Annotated in this window: 16 protein-coding genes and 1 tRNA gene; 15 read left to right on the top strand and 2 right to left on the bottom strand. The window is 30.7% G+C overall.

Features of this window, described 5'->3' with window-relative positions:
- Positions 1 to 4 precede the first annotated feature (4 nt).
- The 3 genes from gpmI (at position 5) to trxB (ending at position 4,531) form a co-directional block, all read left to right on the top strand.
- The gene (gene gpmI / locus SALLE_RS00865; protein ID WP_115557754.1) at positions 5 to 1,594 is read left to right on the top strand and encodes a 2,3-bisphosphoglycerate-independent phosphoglycerate mutase; all 1,590 of its coding nucleotides are present in this window, start codon (positions 5 to 7) and stop codon (positions 1,592 to 1,594) included.
- Between the two features lie 134 nt (positions 1,595 to 1,728).
- Positions 1,729 to 3,498: a hypothetical protein gene (locus SALLE_RS00870; RefSeq protein WP_115557755.1), complete on the top strand. Its 1,770-nt coding sequence runs from the start codon at positions 1,729 to 1,731 to the stop codon at positions 3,496 to 3,498.
- Between the two features lie 109 nt (positions 3,499 to 3,607).
- Positions 3,608 to 4,531: a thioredoxin-disulfide reductase gene (gene trxB, locus SALLE_RS00875; RefSeq protein ID WP_115557756.1), complete on the top strand. Its 924-nt coding sequence runs from the start codon at positions 3,608 to 3,610 to the stop codon at positions 4,529 to 4,531.
- A 55-nt stretch (positions 4,532 to 4,586) separates the two neighbouring features.
- Here trxB and SALLE_RS00880 read toward each other — a convergent pair whose 3' ends face one another.
- Both SALLE_RS00880 and SALLE_RS00885 read right to left on the bottom strand, forming a co-directional pair.
- Positions 4,587 to 4,868 (bottom strand): rhodanese-like domain-containing protein, encoded by a 282-nt coding sequence (locus SALLE_RS00880; protein ID WP_162807917.1) that lies wholly within the window; start codon positions 4,866 to 4,868, stop codon positions 4,587 to 4,589.
- Between the two features lie 2 nt (positions 4,869 to 4,870).
- Positions 4,871 to 5,827 (bottom strand): NAD(P)/FAD-dependent oxidoreductase, encoded by a 957-nt coding sequence (locus SALLE_RS00885; protein ID WP_115557758.1) that lies wholly within the window; start codon positions 5,825 to 5,827, stop codon positions 4,871 to 4,873.
- A 59-nt stretch (positions 5,828 to 5,886) separates the two neighbouring features.
- On the opposite strand from SALLE_RS00885, the gene tsaE reads away from it, so the two are divergent.
- The 12 genes from tsaE to SALLE_RS00945 all read left to right on the top strand — a co-directional run bounded on the left by tsaE (position 5,887) and on the right by SALLE_RS00945 (position 16,042).
- Complete coding sequence (tsaE, locus tag SALLE_RS00890) at positions 5,887 to 6,312, top strand: tRNA (adenosine(37)-N6)-threonylcarbamoyltransferase complex ATPase subunit type 1 TsaE (protein ID WP_162807918.1); 426 nt, start codon at positions 5,887 to 5,889, stop codon at positions 6,310 to 6,312.
- 2 nt (positions 6,313 to 6,314) lie between these two features.
- Positions 6,315 to 6,881: a tRNA (adenosine(37)-N6)-threonylcarbamoyltransferase complex dimerization subunit type 1 TsaB gene (tsaB, locus tag SALLE_RS00895; RefSeq protein WP_115557760.1), complete on the top strand. Its 567-nt coding sequence runs from the start codon at positions 6,315 to 6,317 to the stop codon at positions 6,879 to 6,881.
- Positions 6,882 to 6,914: 33 nt separating this feature from the next.
- Positions 6,915 to 7,005, top strand: a tRNA-Ser gene (locus SALLE_RS00900).
- A gap of 125 nt (positions 7,006 to 7,130) precedes the next feature.
- Positions 7,131 to 7,715 carry a hypothetical protein gene (locus tag SALLE_RS00905; protein ID WP_115557761.1) on the top strand — a complete coding sequence of 195 codons (585 nt, stop codon included), beginning with the start codon at positions 7,131 to 7,133 and terminating at the stop codon, positions 7,713 to 7,715.
- Between the two features lie 2 nt (positions 7,716 to 7,717).
- Positions 7,718 to 9,142 (top strand): proline--tRNA ligase, encoded by a 1,425-nt coding sequence (gene proS / locus SALLE_RS00910; protein ID WP_115557762.1) that lies wholly within the window; start codon positions 7,718 to 7,720, stop codon positions 9,140 to 9,142.
- Positions 9,143 to 9,152: 10 nt separating this feature from the next.
- A complete protein-coding gene (locus tag SALLE_RS00915) occupies positions 9,153 to 10,088 on the top strand; it encodes an alpha/beta fold hydrolase (RefSeq protein WP_115557763.1) in 936 nt (311 codons plus the stop codon).
- A 158-nt stretch (positions 10,089 to 10,246) separates the two neighbouring features.
- A complete protein-coding gene (locus tag SALLE_RS00920; RefSeq protein ID WP_115557764.1) occupies positions 10,247 to 10,804 on the top strand; it encodes a DUF402 domain-containing protein in 558 nt (185 codons plus the stop codon).
- Between the two features lie 10 nt (positions 10,805 to 10,814).
- The gene (gene lepA, locus SALLE_RS00925; RefSeq protein WP_115557765.1) at positions 10,815 to 12,617 is read left to right on the top strand and encodes a translation elongation factor 4; all 1,803 of its coding nucleotides are present in this window, start codon (positions 10,815 to 10,817) and stop codon (positions 12,615 to 12,617) included.
- A gap of 131 nt (positions 12,618 to 12,748) precedes the next feature.
- Complete coding sequence (locus SALLE_RS00930; RefSeq protein WP_115557766.1) at positions 12,749 to 13,579, top strand: hypothetical protein; 831 nt, start codon at positions 12,749 to 12,751, stop codon at positions 13,577 to 13,579.
- Positions 13,572 to 14,330, top strand: coding sequence for a hypothetical protein (locus tag SALLE_RS00935; RefSeq protein ID WP_115557767.1), 759 nt, complete (start codon positions 13,572 to 13,574; stop codon positions 14,328 to 14,330). Before SALLE_RS00930 ends, SALLE_RS00935 begins: the two co-directional genes overlap by 8 nt.
- Complete coding sequence (locus SALLE_RS00940) at positions 14,317 to 15,003, top strand: YgjP family zinc-dependent metalloprotease (protein ID WP_115557768.1); 687 nt, start codon at positions 14,317 to 14,319, stop codon at positions 15,001 to 15,003. Before SALLE_RS00935 ends, SALLE_RS00940 begins: the two co-directional genes overlap by 14 nt.
- A 55-nt stretch (positions 15,004 to 15,058) precedes the next feature.
- Positions 15,059 to 16,042, top strand: coding sequence for a hypothetical protein (locus SALLE_RS00945; protein WP_115557769.1), 984 nt, complete (start codon positions 15,059 to 15,061; stop codon positions 16,040 to 16,042).
- Positions 16,043 to 16,053 lie beyond the last annotated feature (11 nt).

The following is a 16,053-nucleotide window of genomic DNA, read 5'->3' on the forward strand; positions in this document are numbered from 1 at the left end:
CAAGATGAAAACAAAACAACCAATTTTACTAGCAATTTTAGATGGGTGAGGAATCGCTCCAGATAATAAAGGAAATGCTGTTAGTTTGGCTAAAATGGACTTTGTGGAGTCTTTGAAAAAAGATTATCCATGAGTTCAAGCGAATGCAAGTGGAGAATGAGTTGGACTACCAGATGGACAAATGGGTAACTCTGAAGTTGGTCATATTCACTTGGGTTCAGGAAGAATTAAGTATGAATCACTAACTTTAATTAATCAAGCAATTAAAAATGCGACATTTAGCAAAAATGAGGAAATTATTAAAGCTGTTGAATTTGCTAAAAAAAATAACAAGGCTTTCCATATTATGGGTCTTTACTCTGATGGAGGAGTTCATGCGCATATGAATCATATTCTAGCTGCATTTGAAACTGCTGCCAACCTTGGAGCTAAAGAAATCTATGTTCATCTATTTGCTGATGGTCGTGATACAAAACCAACAGTATTAGAAACATACCTAGAACCTTTAGAAAAACTATTTAACCAATATAAAGTTGGGGCCATTGGTTCAATTAGTGGAAGATTTTATGCAATGGATCGTGATAAAAGATTTGAAAGAACCGCTCAAGCTTATGAAACATTATTCACTCGCAATGGTAAAACTTCATTTTCAAATCCAAGAGAGTACATTAAAAACCAATATGCTGCTGGAAAAGATGATGAAGGAATTATTCCTGCATTTAATAGTGAAGCACCAAATGGGTTTATCAAACCAGGAGATGGAGTTTTATTTGCAAACTTTAGACCAGATCGCGCCATTCAAATGGCAGCAACAATCACAAACAATAAATATTTAGCATGAGAAGATAAAGCATTCAAAGACTTGAAATTTATCGGAGATGATATTTATTTTGTTTCAATGATGGAATACTCACAAGTAGTGGGTTCACCAAAAGTTGCCTTCAAATCAATTGAAGTTGTAAATGGACTTGGGGAGTGATTAAGCAAAAAAGATTATCGTCAATTAAGAATTGCTGAGACTGAAAAAATTGCTCACGTAACTTTCTTCTTTGATGGAGGTAAGGACTACTTCAAAAATGGTTTAGCTACTCAATCAGAAATTACTTTAAAAGGGGCTAGTGCTGACTTAATTGCTTCACCAAAAGTTGCTACATATGATTTAAAACCAGAAATGAGCGCAAAAGAAATTACTGACAAATTAATTGAAGAAATTAACCGTAATGAATTTGACGTAATAATTTTAAATTATGCTAACTGTGATATGGTTGGTCATACTGGAATTTTAGAATCAACAATTAAAGCTGTGAAAACTTTAGATGATCAATTAAAAAGAGTTCATGAAGCAATGCAAAAAGTTAACGGGGTAATGATTATTACAGCAGATCATGGAAATGCAGAAATCATGATTGACCAAGAGGGTGGACCAAATAAAAAGCACACCAGTCAATTAGTACCGATAATTATTACTAAAAAAGATTTAAAATTGCGACAAAAGGATGCAGCAATTGCTGATATTGCTCCAACAATTTTAGATTTATTGGGAGAAGAAATTCCTAGCGAAATGACTCAACCAAGTTTAATTGAGGAAAAATAATTACTAATTTAAAATTAAATTTTAAAAAGTCCAAATTAATTTGGACTTTTTTTTATTATCATAATTTCGTACTTATTGAACCATTAAGTCTAATCATATATACTTAATATATAAAAAGTAACGGAGAAACAATTATGAAAAAATTATTATGTATTTTAGGAGCCTCAACAATGGTTGTTTCTGCTCCTTTAAGTGTTATTTCTTGCAAAAAAACAAAAAGTAGAGTGGATGATGAATTTGACTATAATCGAATAATAAAAGAATTTATTGATGAGGTCGCCTCAATTTTTAAAACTGAAATTTCAACTAGATTTAATGAATATCAATTTATAAGCGATCAACAATTACCAGATGAATTGGACTACAAAACAATTAAAGACAGTGATCAACAGTTTAAAGAACGCAAGGGTGAGGTTTACGACAATGTGGTAACTTGAATTTCTGATTTAATTCCTCGTGACAATATTAATAATGTAATCAAAGAAGAAGTTTTAACAAATGTTAACTACAACCCAGTTTTAATTGATAGAAATACCCCACTAAAGGATGGCATTTGGATTGATGAAGTTAATTTAAAAAGCCAAGAAGTTGCTTTAACTTTTACAGTAAAAATTTCTTCAACTATTCATTTAAAGGGCGGAAATGATGAAAAATATTTTGAGTCGATTGATTCATATGTTATTATAAATGTTTTTGATCAAGAGGCTATTTTAGAGCAGGCTAAAAAAATCGAAGCCGAATATGTGGATCTGATTAATAATAAAATCGCCAACAGTATTTTGTTTTTATCTGATTCAGGTAATTTAGATAAAACAACTCTTGAAATCCCGGAAAATGAAATTCTTAAAAAATACTTGAAAGATGAAATTAATAATTTAAAAATAGATGATGGTCAAATGAATGATAAAAATTTGAGTCTGAAAGTAGTAGATGGTGGAATTGTAGATGCAGGAACCGGAATGCATACAAATGAATTTGAGGCAAACGCCGTACCTTATCAAACTTTTTTAAAGGCACTCCAAGATGATCAAGAAGCTGAACAAACTTTATTGGAAAATATTAAGGGAAACGATGGTAAGTGAAAAAGAATTGAAAGTTTTACCTCAAGTGATTATGTTGAAATTGATAAAGCAATTGCTAGAGGAGAAAAAATTTCAAGAGCTCTAAACCAGTATGGACTATCAAGTCATGTTAAAGAGGAATCTATTTTCAAAAGACTTCTCTTAAGTTCGAAATCATCATTTAAAATTGATTTTGAAAAAGACGCGAATATAATTGCTGTTTTTGCAACCGAATTAAAAGGTTTGAGTTTCACTCTAGCAAAATCAGATTTTGAATTAAATAGCAGAACTATTTTTATTAGACAAAAAATAACCAGGGAAAATACTTTAGAATACTATGATGATTTTATTCAATCAGCCTGAGAGTTTCAAAAAACTTTTTTACAAGCTGAACGTGATAGAAACGGAGATGTTATTTTTAACCTACGTGCTCCTCAATTCTGACAGAAATCAAATTTTGCTGAAAAATTTTTCACTGGAGATGATTTTCCTATTCAAGAACTATTTTTAGCAAATGAACAAGCTAATGAGAAAAATTTGGTTTTCAATTTTAGCCAAGATATGCTTCGTTCAAATCAATATTTAGGATTTGCAAGGCCTAAATACATTTATGTCAACAAAGATTTTAATATTTTCTATTATGATTTACACCAAACCACAGGAAGAGTTGTAGCGCTAAATAACATAGCAATTACCACATCTTTATTTCCTGATGTATTAAAAAATTATGGCCAACCTCAGTTAACTTTCGAAACATATAATAAGTCGAATCCTAACTATAATCCTGACGATATTAAAGAGATTTTGGATTATATGAAATCTCCATTGAGTCTAAAGTTTTAAAATTTAAATATAGGATAAAAATTAACTTCGGTTAATTTTTTATTTTAGGAGTTAAAAAAAATTTAAACTTTAAGGTATAATATAAAAATAAGAATTTAAGGAGAAAAATATGAAAACAGATTTTGATTTAATAATTATTGGCGCAGGACCAGGAGGTATTACGGCTGGAATATATGCTGCTCGCTCAGGGCTCAAAACCGCTATTATTGAAAGAGAAGTTCCCGGAGGGAAGGTTAATAAAACTGCTGAAATTGAAAACTATCCTGGATTCACCTCAATTATGGGACCTGATTTAGCTGTTAGTCTTTTCTCGCAAGCCCAAGCGGTTGGTGCAGAATTTGTCTTTGACGAAGTTTTAAAAATACATAAAAATCCACAAAATATTTTTGAATTAAATTTAACAAATCAAGTTCTAAAATCTAAGTCTGTCATTATTGCTACAGGTACAAAGGAACGCAAACTAGGAGTCCCTGGAGAAGAACGCCTTTATGGAAAAGGGGTTTCTTATTGCGCTGTATGTGATGGAGCTTTCTTCAAAGAAAAACCTTTAATAGTTGTTGGAGGAGGATTAGCGGCAGTCGAAGAGTCGCTCTATTTAACTAAATTTGCTAGCAAAGTTACTTTAGTTCACAGAAGAGAGGAGTTCCGCGCGGCTGAATCGGTTGTTGATAAAACCCGTCGTCATGAAAAAGTTGAGTTTATGCTAAATTGTGTTGTTGAAGAAATTATCGGAGACAAGGTTGTTGAAGCCGTTATAGTCAAGGATTTAAAAAATAACACAACTAAAAAAATCGAGGTTGCTGGAATATTCCCGTTAATTGGTAGTGATCCTATTACTGATTTTGTTAAGGATTTGAAAATTCTAAATGAAACAAATAGTATCATCACTGATATTGAAATGAAAACATCAATACCAGGTCTTTTTGCGGTAGGTGATGTTAGAAACACTCCGTTAAAACAAATTGCAACTGCAGTTGGAGATGGTGCTATTGCGGCTCAAAAAGCAATTGAATACTGCGATAATTTTGAATAAAAAAACCCTTTATAAAAAAGGGTAAAATATTTGAATCACAACTAGGTTGTGATTTTTATTTTTCAACACCAAGCATTCCGCCGGCTAAATTAATAACATTACTAAATCCTTCGCTCTTTAGCTGTTCAAAAGCAATTTGCGAACGCATCCCGCTTCGACATATTAGGGCGAATTTTGAATCAAGTTTAAAGTTTTCTTGACAATGCTTAATTAATTCTCCTAATGCGATATTTTCAGCAATTTCAAGCTTGGGTAGCAATTCAAGTTCACTTGAATCACGCACATCAATAATCTTGTATCCTTCTTGAAAAAGTTTTTCGATTTCTTGATATTTCAAATCTATCACCCCTTGTTCGCTATTTTTTTGTGATTAATCATCATTTCGATTTTGCTTAAAGCAGTAACGGCTTCCTGAAAACCAAAGATTAAGTTTCTTTTTTTAGTTGGATAAATAACAGCATCTCCTGCTGCAAAAACCCCTGGAACACTTGTGCTCATTTCTAAGTCAACAATAATTTTATTCAAATCATTTCGATCCAAATTAAGCCCTTTTAATGGATGGGGTTTTATCACGGCCCCAAACTGTACTAAACATTCGTCAAACTTAACTTCTTTTTCCAGTCCATTATTTGCTACTACAATACTTTTAACTTTTTTGCCATCCGTTTTTCTAATTTCTTTAAATTCAAAAGGCGTTAAAATTTCAACATCATCTTTTATGCTATCTATTGGACCTCTAAACTCTTCTCTGCGATGAATTAAAGTTACATTTGCATTAGGTGAGAGATTTTTTGCTCAATCAATGGCAGAATCCCCACCTCCAAAAATAACAACTTTTTTATTATTAAAATCTTCTTTATTTTTTACAACATAATGAATATTTTCTCAATCATCGTCCACCAAACGGATTGACTGGTATTGTCCCAATCCTTCGCAAACCAAAATAGACTTGTAAGTGGCTTGACAATGGTCGCTAAATTTAACTAAAAAATGAAATTTGAAATCATCGGGAGTTTTAACCTTAATAACTTCAACCACAGAAGTGTTAGTTTTTAGTTCAATTTTTGAATTATCATTATTGGCATCATCAAGCATGTTGCGTACAAAGTCTTTGGCTTTAATTTCACTAATTCCAGGAAGGTTATGAATTGTTTTTTCTGGATAAGCTAAGTTTGCTTGTCCTCCAACTTCGTAATTAGCCTCAATTATAGTTCCGCTCAAAGATAAATTATTCGCGAACTTTCACGCATAAAGTCCGGTCGGTCCTGAGCCTATAATTAATAAATCTTTCACCATTTTTTATCATTCCTTCCCAAAAATTATAGCATATTGTTATAATAAGATTAGGTGAAATGATGGAAATAAAAAAAATCACAGATTGAGACCCCATTATAGAGGAATTGGATAATTTTAAAAATCAAGAATTTTTTTTATTGTTAACCGGTGACTTAGGAGCTGGGAAGACTACTTTTACTAAGGCACTTTTAAAAAAATTTGGAATTACCCAAGTTGTTAATTCCCCAACATTTGTAATTTTAAATCAGTATGAAATTAAAAATGGCTTGCTAAATCATATGGACGCCTATCGTCTGGATAAGACTGACGATTTCGAACTTTATGAAGAGCAATTTGAGAATTCTTTTAATGTAATAGAATGGCCTGAAAATTTAAATTTAGATTTCAAAAATAAATTAGGTTGACATTTAGATATAAAATTTAACCAACAGGGTAATCGAGAAGTCAGGGTTATAAAAAATTTGAAGGATTTTAGAGGAGAATAGTAATGGAACTTTTTATAGACACTTGTAACAACAATTTGGTTTTCTTACTAATACAAAATAATAAAATCATTGATGAAATTATTTTGAAAGACAATAAACGTATTTCAGATATTTTTCAATCAAATCTTGATGATCTTTTAAAGCGCAATTCAGTTAAATTGAAGGAAATTAAGTCGATTTATATAACAAAGGGTCCGGGAAGTTACACTGGTGTCAGAATTGGTTTAACAATGGGTAAAACTCTTTTTTGTATTAATCCAGTAGTTAAAATATTCACTATCTCTAGCTTGTTATTTCAAGCAGGATTGAAAAATGTAATCTCTATTTTGGATGCTCGATCACAAAAATCTTATTTTGGTGTTTATGAAAATGGAGTCTCAATTATAGAGGACCAAATCTTGCCAAATGAAACTGTTGAAGACATTAGCAAGAGTTTTGAAGGCTTTTTAATAGTCCAAGATCAAATCGATTTAGATTACGCTAGTAATTTTCTTGAATTAAAAACAAAATTTAAATTGGTAACAAAAGCTGAAGAATTAAATCCAAACTATATCAAAAACTTTATTTAATTTCAAAAAAACAATGTATAATAGTATTTGTATGGATTGATACTCAAGTTGGTGAAGAGGGCACCCTGCTAAGGTGTTAGGCCGGGCAACTGGCGCGAGAGTTCGAGTCTCTCTCAATCCGCCATTTAAAAAATATTAGGTCACTGCGGTGGCTTTTTTATTTTTTGGGGCATTAATTAATGGGTAATTTGAAAAATTTGTTATAATTAAATAATACTAAATATTTCAATAAAGAACGGATGGTGCAAGATGGCCAAAACACCAAAAAAAGAAATAAATTTATCAGAGGTTGCTCCAAAAAAAGGAATAATTCAAAAATTATTTAATAAACACTCAGAGCGAAAAACTATCTTGTCAAAAATTCGTGAACATAATGTCAAAAACTTTTTATTCTATACAAATGTTGATAATATCTACTTAATTTTAGAGAATGGCATCAGATTGCTTTCACAAAAGAATTTAAAAAAAGGTGAAGAATATACCGTCTGAACTTATTTGGAAAATGATAATTCAATTGGTTTAGAATTTGATTCTTCAACAAGAGCGTCTTTTTGAAAATGGGCATTGGAAGCCGGATTAAGTGTTGAAGAAGTTGGGGTTATTGGTATTAATCCAGCTAAACTTGCTGAAAATACAATTAAAGATTGATCGATTGATGAAAATAGTAATATAGTTTATGTTTATGAAAATATTCCAGTTAAAACAATTGAATGAATCATGGTAAAAGACAGAAAGAATTTAGATAAAATAAAAGTAATTGTGGAAAGTAATGATTTAGACATAGCAGTTTATTTTGGAGAAAAAGGAAATATTAAAGAGGTAGGAAAAAAATAATTATGGCACAACAATTAAAAAATATAACAAAACGATCAGAGGATTTTGCAAAGTGATATACTGACGTTGTTAAAAATTCAGGATTAATTGATTATGGTCCAGCCAAAGGGACGATGATCATCAAACCATATGGTTTTGCAATCTGAGAACTTATTCAAAAATATTTTGACTCAGAGTTTAAAAAATATGAAGTGGAGAACGTTTATTTTCCATTACTAATTCCTGCTTCGCTTTTTAATAAGGAAAAAGATCACATTGAGGGTTTTGCCCCCGAAACTTTTACCGTAACTAAAATTGGTGATAAGCAATTAGAAGAAGACTTATATATTCGACCAACTAGTGAGGTGTTGTTAGCGACTTATTTCTCTAAAGTTGTAAAATCTTATCGTGATTTACCTTTAATTTATAATCAATGAGTTAATGTTTTGCGAGGAGAAAAAACTACTAGACCATTTTTGAGAACAAGTGAATTCCTCTGACAAGAGGGACACACTGTTCATGAAACCAAAGATGAAGCTTTTTTAATGACTAAAAATATTTTAGAAGTGTATAGAAAAGTTGTTAGTGAAAAATTGCTACTCCCAGTAATTACAGGAGAAAAAACTGTTCATGAAAGATTTGCGGGAGCAGAAGCGACATTCACAATTGAAAGTTTAATGCATGATGGTCAAGCATTACAATGTGGAACTAGTCATTATTTGGGTAATAATTTTGCCAAGGCTTTTGAAATAAAATATCAAGGTCGTGATTCAAATTGACATGAAGCCTTTTCAACAAGTTGAGGAGTTTCAACAAGATTGATGGGGGCTATAATCATGACTCACTCTGATGATTCAGGATTAGTTCTTCCAAGTTCAATTGCACCAATAGAGGTGCAAATTATAATTGTTAAAGAAACTGATGAAGTAAACAAAGCGGCTGAGGAGATAAGAAAACAACTGAGTCATACATATCGCGTTAAGATTGATAAGTCTGATAAATCATTTGGATTCAAAATGTCTGAAGCGGAAATTAAAGGTATCCCAGTTCGAATCGAAGTGGGACCAAGAGATTTAGAGTCTAAAATTGTAGTAATTTCAAGAAGAGATACTAAAGAAAAAACCCAAGTTGAATTGAAAAATGTCGAAAAGCAAGTCAGAGAAATGATTTCCGAGTACGATAAAAATATTTATAACATGGCTTTACAAAATCGTCAAATGAGAACTTTTGAAGCTAGTTCTTTAAAAGAATATATTGACGTTCTAAATGAGAAGCAAGGTTTTGTGCTTGTGCCATTCTGTGGAGAAATGTCTTGTGAGGCTGATATCAAAGCAAAAACCCAAACAACATCAAGGTGTATACCAGATGGTGTAGACCAGTCAAAGGGTAAATGTTTTAACTGCGGAAAAGAATCAAATTTAAAAGTTTACTTTGCTAGATCTTATTAGGAGGAAAATTATGAAAGAATTTAAATTAACAATGCGCGACAAACAAGTGTTGCATATGACTGTTTGAGATGATGTTAAAAAGCCAATTGGTGTTATGCAATTGGTTCATGGTTCTTGTGAAGAGGCTTCTCGTTATGATGAGTTTGCCAAGTATTTGAACCAAAATGGCTATATAGTTGTAGCAGATGATCACCGTGGCCATGGTCACACAGCCAACTTGAAGGAAAATGAGTTAGGTTGATTTGCTGATGAAGATGGTTGACAGAAAATAATTGATGACTTAAAAGAAGTTAATGATTATATTAAGTCAAACTTTAAAGATTTGCCAATTACAATTTTTGGACATTCAATGGGAAGTTTTATGGTTCGTCACTATTTAACTTTATATGGAAACACAGTTACTAAAGCGATTATTTGTGGAACAGCTGAGCATAGTGCTTTATCATTAAAACTAGGTATCATGCTTTCAAAAAAATATCAAAAAAAACACGGGGCAAAAGAAGTTCCGGAAAAAATTTGAGAGTTAAGCTATAAAAATTTGAATAAGCGTTTTAAAGACATTCCTAACGCAACTGGTTTTGAATGAATGAATAGTTCACCAGAAGAAATCCAGGCTTTCATCGATAATCCTCGAGTTGGTCAAAAATTTAGTGCCAGCGCATTCAAGGATATGTTCACAGGATTGGCGTACATTCGCAAAAAAAGCAACTACAAACAAACTCCTATTAACCTACCATTATTTTTCATAGCTGGTTTGGCAGATCCGGTTGGAAATTATGGTAAAAGTGTTTATAAGGTAAGAAAAAAATATCTTCGCGCCGGTTATAATACTAAATTGAAATTATACCCACAATTGAGACATGAAATTCTTTTAGAACCCAAGCAATTTAGCGACATTGTTAAGAATGACATTCTAAATTTTCTTAACTCAGAAACAAGCAAATAAAATTTAATATTTCTTAAAACCAACTTTTTAGTTGGTTTTATTTTTCATAATTACTACTTATAAGATAATAAATAAGTTATAATTAAAGAGTATTCGATTAAACGATAATTGGTAAAAATATATTGCATTAAATACAGAATAGTCACGGAGGTCTTTTTATGGAAAGTCTTAAAAAAGGTGATTTAGTCCTAGTTCATGCATACAAACACAATGGAACTCTATATCGTTCCTGAGAACACTCAATAGTTCTAGAAAATGATGAAGATAATTTGATTTTGGTCAACGAAGAGGTAATTGTCACAGAATTAAATGGTAGAAAGTGAAAAACTAGCGAACCAGCAATTTGATTTTTTTCTAAAAAGGACTGATATAATGTTATTTGTATGTTCAAACAGTGAGGCATAAATTACTATTGTAATATGGCTTCCCCCCATATTGTTGAAGAAAATACTATTAAATATATCGATTACGATTTAGATGTCAAAGTGTTTAACGATAATAGTTTTCGCATTCTTGATTTAAAGGATTTTAACCGCAATCGTATTGCTTGGAGTTATTCTTCAGAAATCATTGAAAAAATTTGATCACAAATTGAAGTACTAAAAGAACGTATCAAAGAACAAGATGGAATTTTTAGTCATAGTAAAGTAAAAGAATATTGAAATCAATATGAAAAAGAATTAAAACCGGCTTCTAAAAAAGTCGACAAAGAATAGAGGGTTGTTTATGGACAAGTCAAAAATTAGAAATTTTAGTATTATCGCCCATATCGATCACGGTAAGTCAACTTTGGCAGACCGAATTTTAGAGTTGACTCACACCGTTGAAAAACGTGATATGCAAGCCCAACTACTTGATTCAATGGATATCGAAAGAGAGCGTGGAATTACAATTAAATTGAACTCGGTTCAATTAAAGTACAAAGCCAAAGATAACCAAGAATATATTTTTCACTTAATTGATACTCCTGGTCACGTAGATTTCACCTATGAGGTTTCTCGTAGTTTAGCTGCTTGTGAGGGGGCTGTTTTAGTGGTTGACGCTTCTCAAGGTGTTGAGGCCCAAACTTTGGCTAATGTTTACTTGGCCTTAGATAATAATTTGGAAATCATCCCGGTTATTAATAAAGTTGATTTACCAGCAGCTGATGTTGAAAGAGTTAAAAACGAAATTGAAAATGTTATTGGAATTGATACATCTGATGCCCCATTAATTTCCGCTAAAACGGGCTTAAATGTAGAAGATGTTTTAGAAGCGATTGTGGCTAAAATTCCTGCCCCAGCTAATGCTGATGATAGCGCTCCATTACGAGCTTTAGTTTTTGATTCTTACTACGATAAATATCGTGGAGTAATGGTTTCAGTTAGAATTAAAGAAGGAACTGTTAAGGTTGGTCAAAAAATCAAGATGATGGCGTCCAAGGCAATTTATGAAGTAACTGAATTGGGAATTAAAAATCCTTATGAAGTTAAAAGAGAATCTCTTGAAGCTGGAGAAGTTGGTTGAATTGCCGCTAGTATTAAAAATATCAAAGATATTCACGTTGGAGATACAATTACCACAGAAAAAAATGGAGCCACTGAATCGCTTCCTGGATACAAACAAATGAACCCAACTGTTTATTGTGGAATTTATACCGTTGATAATGCTCGTTACAAGGATTTAAAAGATGCTTTAGAAAAAGTTAACTTAAGTGATGCGGCTTTGGTTTATGAACCTGAATCTTCTCAATCGTTAGGATTTGGTTTTCGTTGTGGGTTTTTAGGATTATTGCATATGGATGTAATTCAAGAACGCTTGGAGCGAGAATATGATTTAACCTTAATTGCCACAGCTCCATCAGTAATTTATCATGTTTATCTGACTAATGGCACAAAAATTGAAATTGATAATCCTGCTAATTTACCAGATGTACAAAAAATATCACACATTGATGAGCCATTTGTTAATGTTAAAATAATGACCCCAGATAGATTCTTGGGAGACCTAATGGAATTATGTCAAAACAAGCGAGGGGTTTATAAAAATTTAGAATACATCGATGAAACTCGAAGAACTCTAACTTATGATATGCCGTTAAATGAAATAATTTTTGATTTTTTCAATAAATTAAAATCAATTTCAAAGGGTTATGCTTCATTTGACTATGAGCTAATTGGATATCAAACTAGCAAATTAGTTAAAATGGATATTCTACTAAATGGTGAAATTGTGGATGCTTTAAGTTTAATTGTTCATAAGGACTTTGCTTATGCTCGAGGAAAAGTTTTGACAGAAAAGTTAAAAGAAATTATCCCACGCCAAAACTTTGAAGTACCAATTCAAGCAGCCATCGGAAGCAAAATAATTTCTCGTGAAACAATTAAAGCGATGAGAAAAAACGTTTTAGCAAAATGTTACGGAGGAGATATTTCTCGTAAGAAAAAATTGCTTGAAAAACAAAAAGAAGGTAAGAAACGAATGAAGTCAATCGGATCGGTTGAAGTTCCCCAAGAGGCTTTTATTGCAGTTTTAAAACTAGACGATTAAAAACTTGATGAAATCAAGTTTTTTTTAAATTTTGTGGTAATATCAATTCTCTGCTAAAATTTTAATCTCAATTAATTGGTATTATTAGGCAGATTTTATTATAATAGAGTTATCTTAAAGGAGGTCTTATTATGAAAGCTTTAAAAATCGTCAATCAATTTATTCTGGCCTTGACAGTTTTTTTAATTGTTTTTGTCTCTCCTTTCGTTGATTTCTCGGCGACAAAGCCTGAAGAAATCATAAATTTTGACTGAGCTAAATACTTTATTCCTCAAATTGTTTTGGGAGTTATTTTTGGAATAGTCGGAGTTATGGTTATTTTAATCAATCATAAAATTTTTAAAAATATTTTATTATTTACAAATATAATAATTGCTTTGGTAATTTCTGGATTATTAGGAAGTAAATTTTTTCTAATTTGAAACATTGCTGTATTACGAGGAATCTTGCCATTGGTCTTTATGGTAATATTTTTATTTATCGAATCTTTGGTGATTGTCAGAAGTTTACCAAGTAAAAGTTTTGATAAAGTGAAAGTAAATAATTCTGTAAATGATGATTTTATTGAAACTTTGGTTCAAGATGATTTAAAAACTAAAATTTCAAACTTAAAAACAAATTTATCAAAACCTTCATTTGAGATTCTGGAAGAAATTGATTCTACTGGTAGTTTTTCAGGAATTAGCATTGAAAATATAATCAAAAAAGAGGATGAAAATCAAAATACGGCACCTGAAAAAAAAGAAATTAAAATTGATTTAATTAAGCCTGATTTACCAGAAACCAAATCAATTAATCCAGAAAACTCAGAAATTGTTTCAAGACCAGAATATGACTACAATGACTTAACAGAACTTTCTTTTGAACAAAATAAGACAAAGGAAGACTTTGAAATAATAAAATCAAGAAGAAATGACTCAAAAAATAAAAAAATAACTCCAGTTGAGGTTGATGATGAGTAAAAAAGAGGTTATTAAAGTTCAAACCGAAAGTAAATTAAAAGCCCCAGCGGTTTTATTTAGTTATATTACAAGATTCTTTGCATTGTTTTTATTCGTTTCATACATTATTACAATATTAATTCTATTAATTGGAGATAATTTAACTAGGAATTTTATAGGCTACATATTTTTTGCAATCGTTACAGCTTCAAATAAATTTGTAGATTCTAAAAATATGTTTGAGGCTTATGAAATTTTTGCAATAAGCATTAAAGTTGTTGTGCCATTATTTTTAACCCTAATATTATCGCTTCTTTATGTCTTACCGATTCTAATTTCAAAGTCGCGAGGATATCGTATCTTCACTGCGGTTATGGTTTTAATAGGATCCATTGTTACAATTGTTGGAGCGGTATTGCTTGTGGAATTGAAAAAATTATTCCCACACAGTGAATCTGGGGGCCAAACTGTAGATATTTTTTATAATGCTTTTTATGATTATTTGGTATATAAATCATTTTTAATTATATTTTTATTTACATCATCTGCTTTATTTTTTGTCTCAGCAATATTATTGTTAATTGAAGCTAGTTTTGTTAAAAATGGTTGAACCGACTTGAAGGGCCTAACATTTAACCATGACAAATCTAAACCCTTAATTATTAAATTCATTGATGGGGAAACTACTTTTAAAAATAAGGATAACAAAAACAAAAAGGAAAAAGTAATCGCCGTAGAAATCAAAGGTGAACAAAATAATGAGTCTAATTAAAAAACAATTGCATTATAAAGGTGGCATAATTGAGTATAATCTAAAATTTGGTGACCAAAAAAATATAATTTTAAAAGTCAAAGCGGGGGTTATTTTTATTTCTGCCCCTTACCATGCTCAAGATTGGGAAATTAATAATTTAATCTACAAAAATATTTCAAAAATACTAATTGTTCAAAACACATTTGAAACCATTCAGAAATTTTCATTTTCAGAACAAGATTCATTTGTGAAAATTTTTGATAAAAAAGTTAGTATAAAAATTATTCCAGAAAACATTCATGCAACTGCTAAAAAAGATGGTTTTTATATGAAGGATTATGGTGATAAAACTATACAATCTCAAAAAATGTACAACTTTTTGGCTAAATACTACTATAATTGATTTAATAAGAGATTAAGTCAATGGGCCCAAACAATGAATTTAGAATATAAAAATTTATCTATTCAGAACATGAAAACCAGATGAGGTGTTTGTTATCCTGAACGCGAAAAAATAATTTTAAATACTAAACTAATTCATTTTGAACCCGAAGTAATTGATTATGTTATTGTTCATGAACTGAGTCACTTATTGCATAAAAACCATTCAAAAGATTTTTGAAAAAATGTTGAGAATTATTTGCCCGATTATAAAGAAAGATCATCAGTTTTGAAAAAGTCAGGTATTTAATTAATAAATTGTCATATTATTAATAATGTTTATAATAGTAGTAAGAGGTGATTTTATGGGTTGAAAAAGTGGTTATAAAAAAATTATAAAAAATAATCAAAAATCTAAATCAAACATTAACTTTAATGTCACCGATAGTGTCCCGTATTTCATTAACTGAGAACGCGATCCAAAACAAGTGGATTCTTGGGACGAAAAGATTCTTATGGAAGTTATAAAAAAATACCAATCTAAAATTGCGACTTTTAAAAAAAACGAAAAAATGCCAGAGGAATTTAGGTCTGTTAAGGAAGCGATTTTTTTATCAGAAATTAAGGAACAAATTTATGGAGCTCCAGCAATTTCCAATTTCCAATTTGTCTATAATTACTGTGTCAAAGTCTATGGCAAGTATAAGGCCTTGCTTATATTGCTTGCAATCACAAAGTTCACTTATTTCACGACATCAAAATTTTGACAAATTTATTTAAGTAATTTTGAAACTTATGATGTTGAAAGTATTAATTTTAAAAGAATTTTTCAGGTAATGCAAAGAACAAGTTTTGAATCAATTGATAATTTACTTAAAAAAGTATTGATATTGGTTGGCAAAAATGAGATTAATCAATATCGCCATCACATGTTAATTGAAGAAATTATTGAAAGCGGCGAGGATCTGACATTCCACTGGTCAAGAATGCTTGAACAAATTGTTGAGTCTTGCTTTGAGAGTATTAAATTTGAAGCAAGATTTGGACGCGAATTTGAAGGATATTCTCAAGAAGAAACCTTGGATAATCCCTTTGAAGACGCAAATTTTGAAAACTTTTTTGAAAAAACTTACACAATGGTTGTTAATGACGAAGTAAATGAAGCTTTCAACTTTTTTGGAATTACCAAACTTACAGCACCGGTTGAGTTTAAAAAAGTATATCGAATTTTTGCTAAAAAATACCATCCAGATTTAAATGCGGGTGAAAATTCAGCAATTGAAATGAAAAAAATAAATATTTATAAACAAATAATTGAAGATTATTTCGAAAGATATGAAATAAACTAATCAGAAAGGGG

It is taken from the genome of Spiroplasma alleghenense (assembly GCF_003363775.1).
GTDB lineage: Bacteria > Bacillota_I > Bacilli_A > Mycoplasmatales > Mycoplasmataceae > Spiroplasma_B > Spiroplasma_B alleghenense.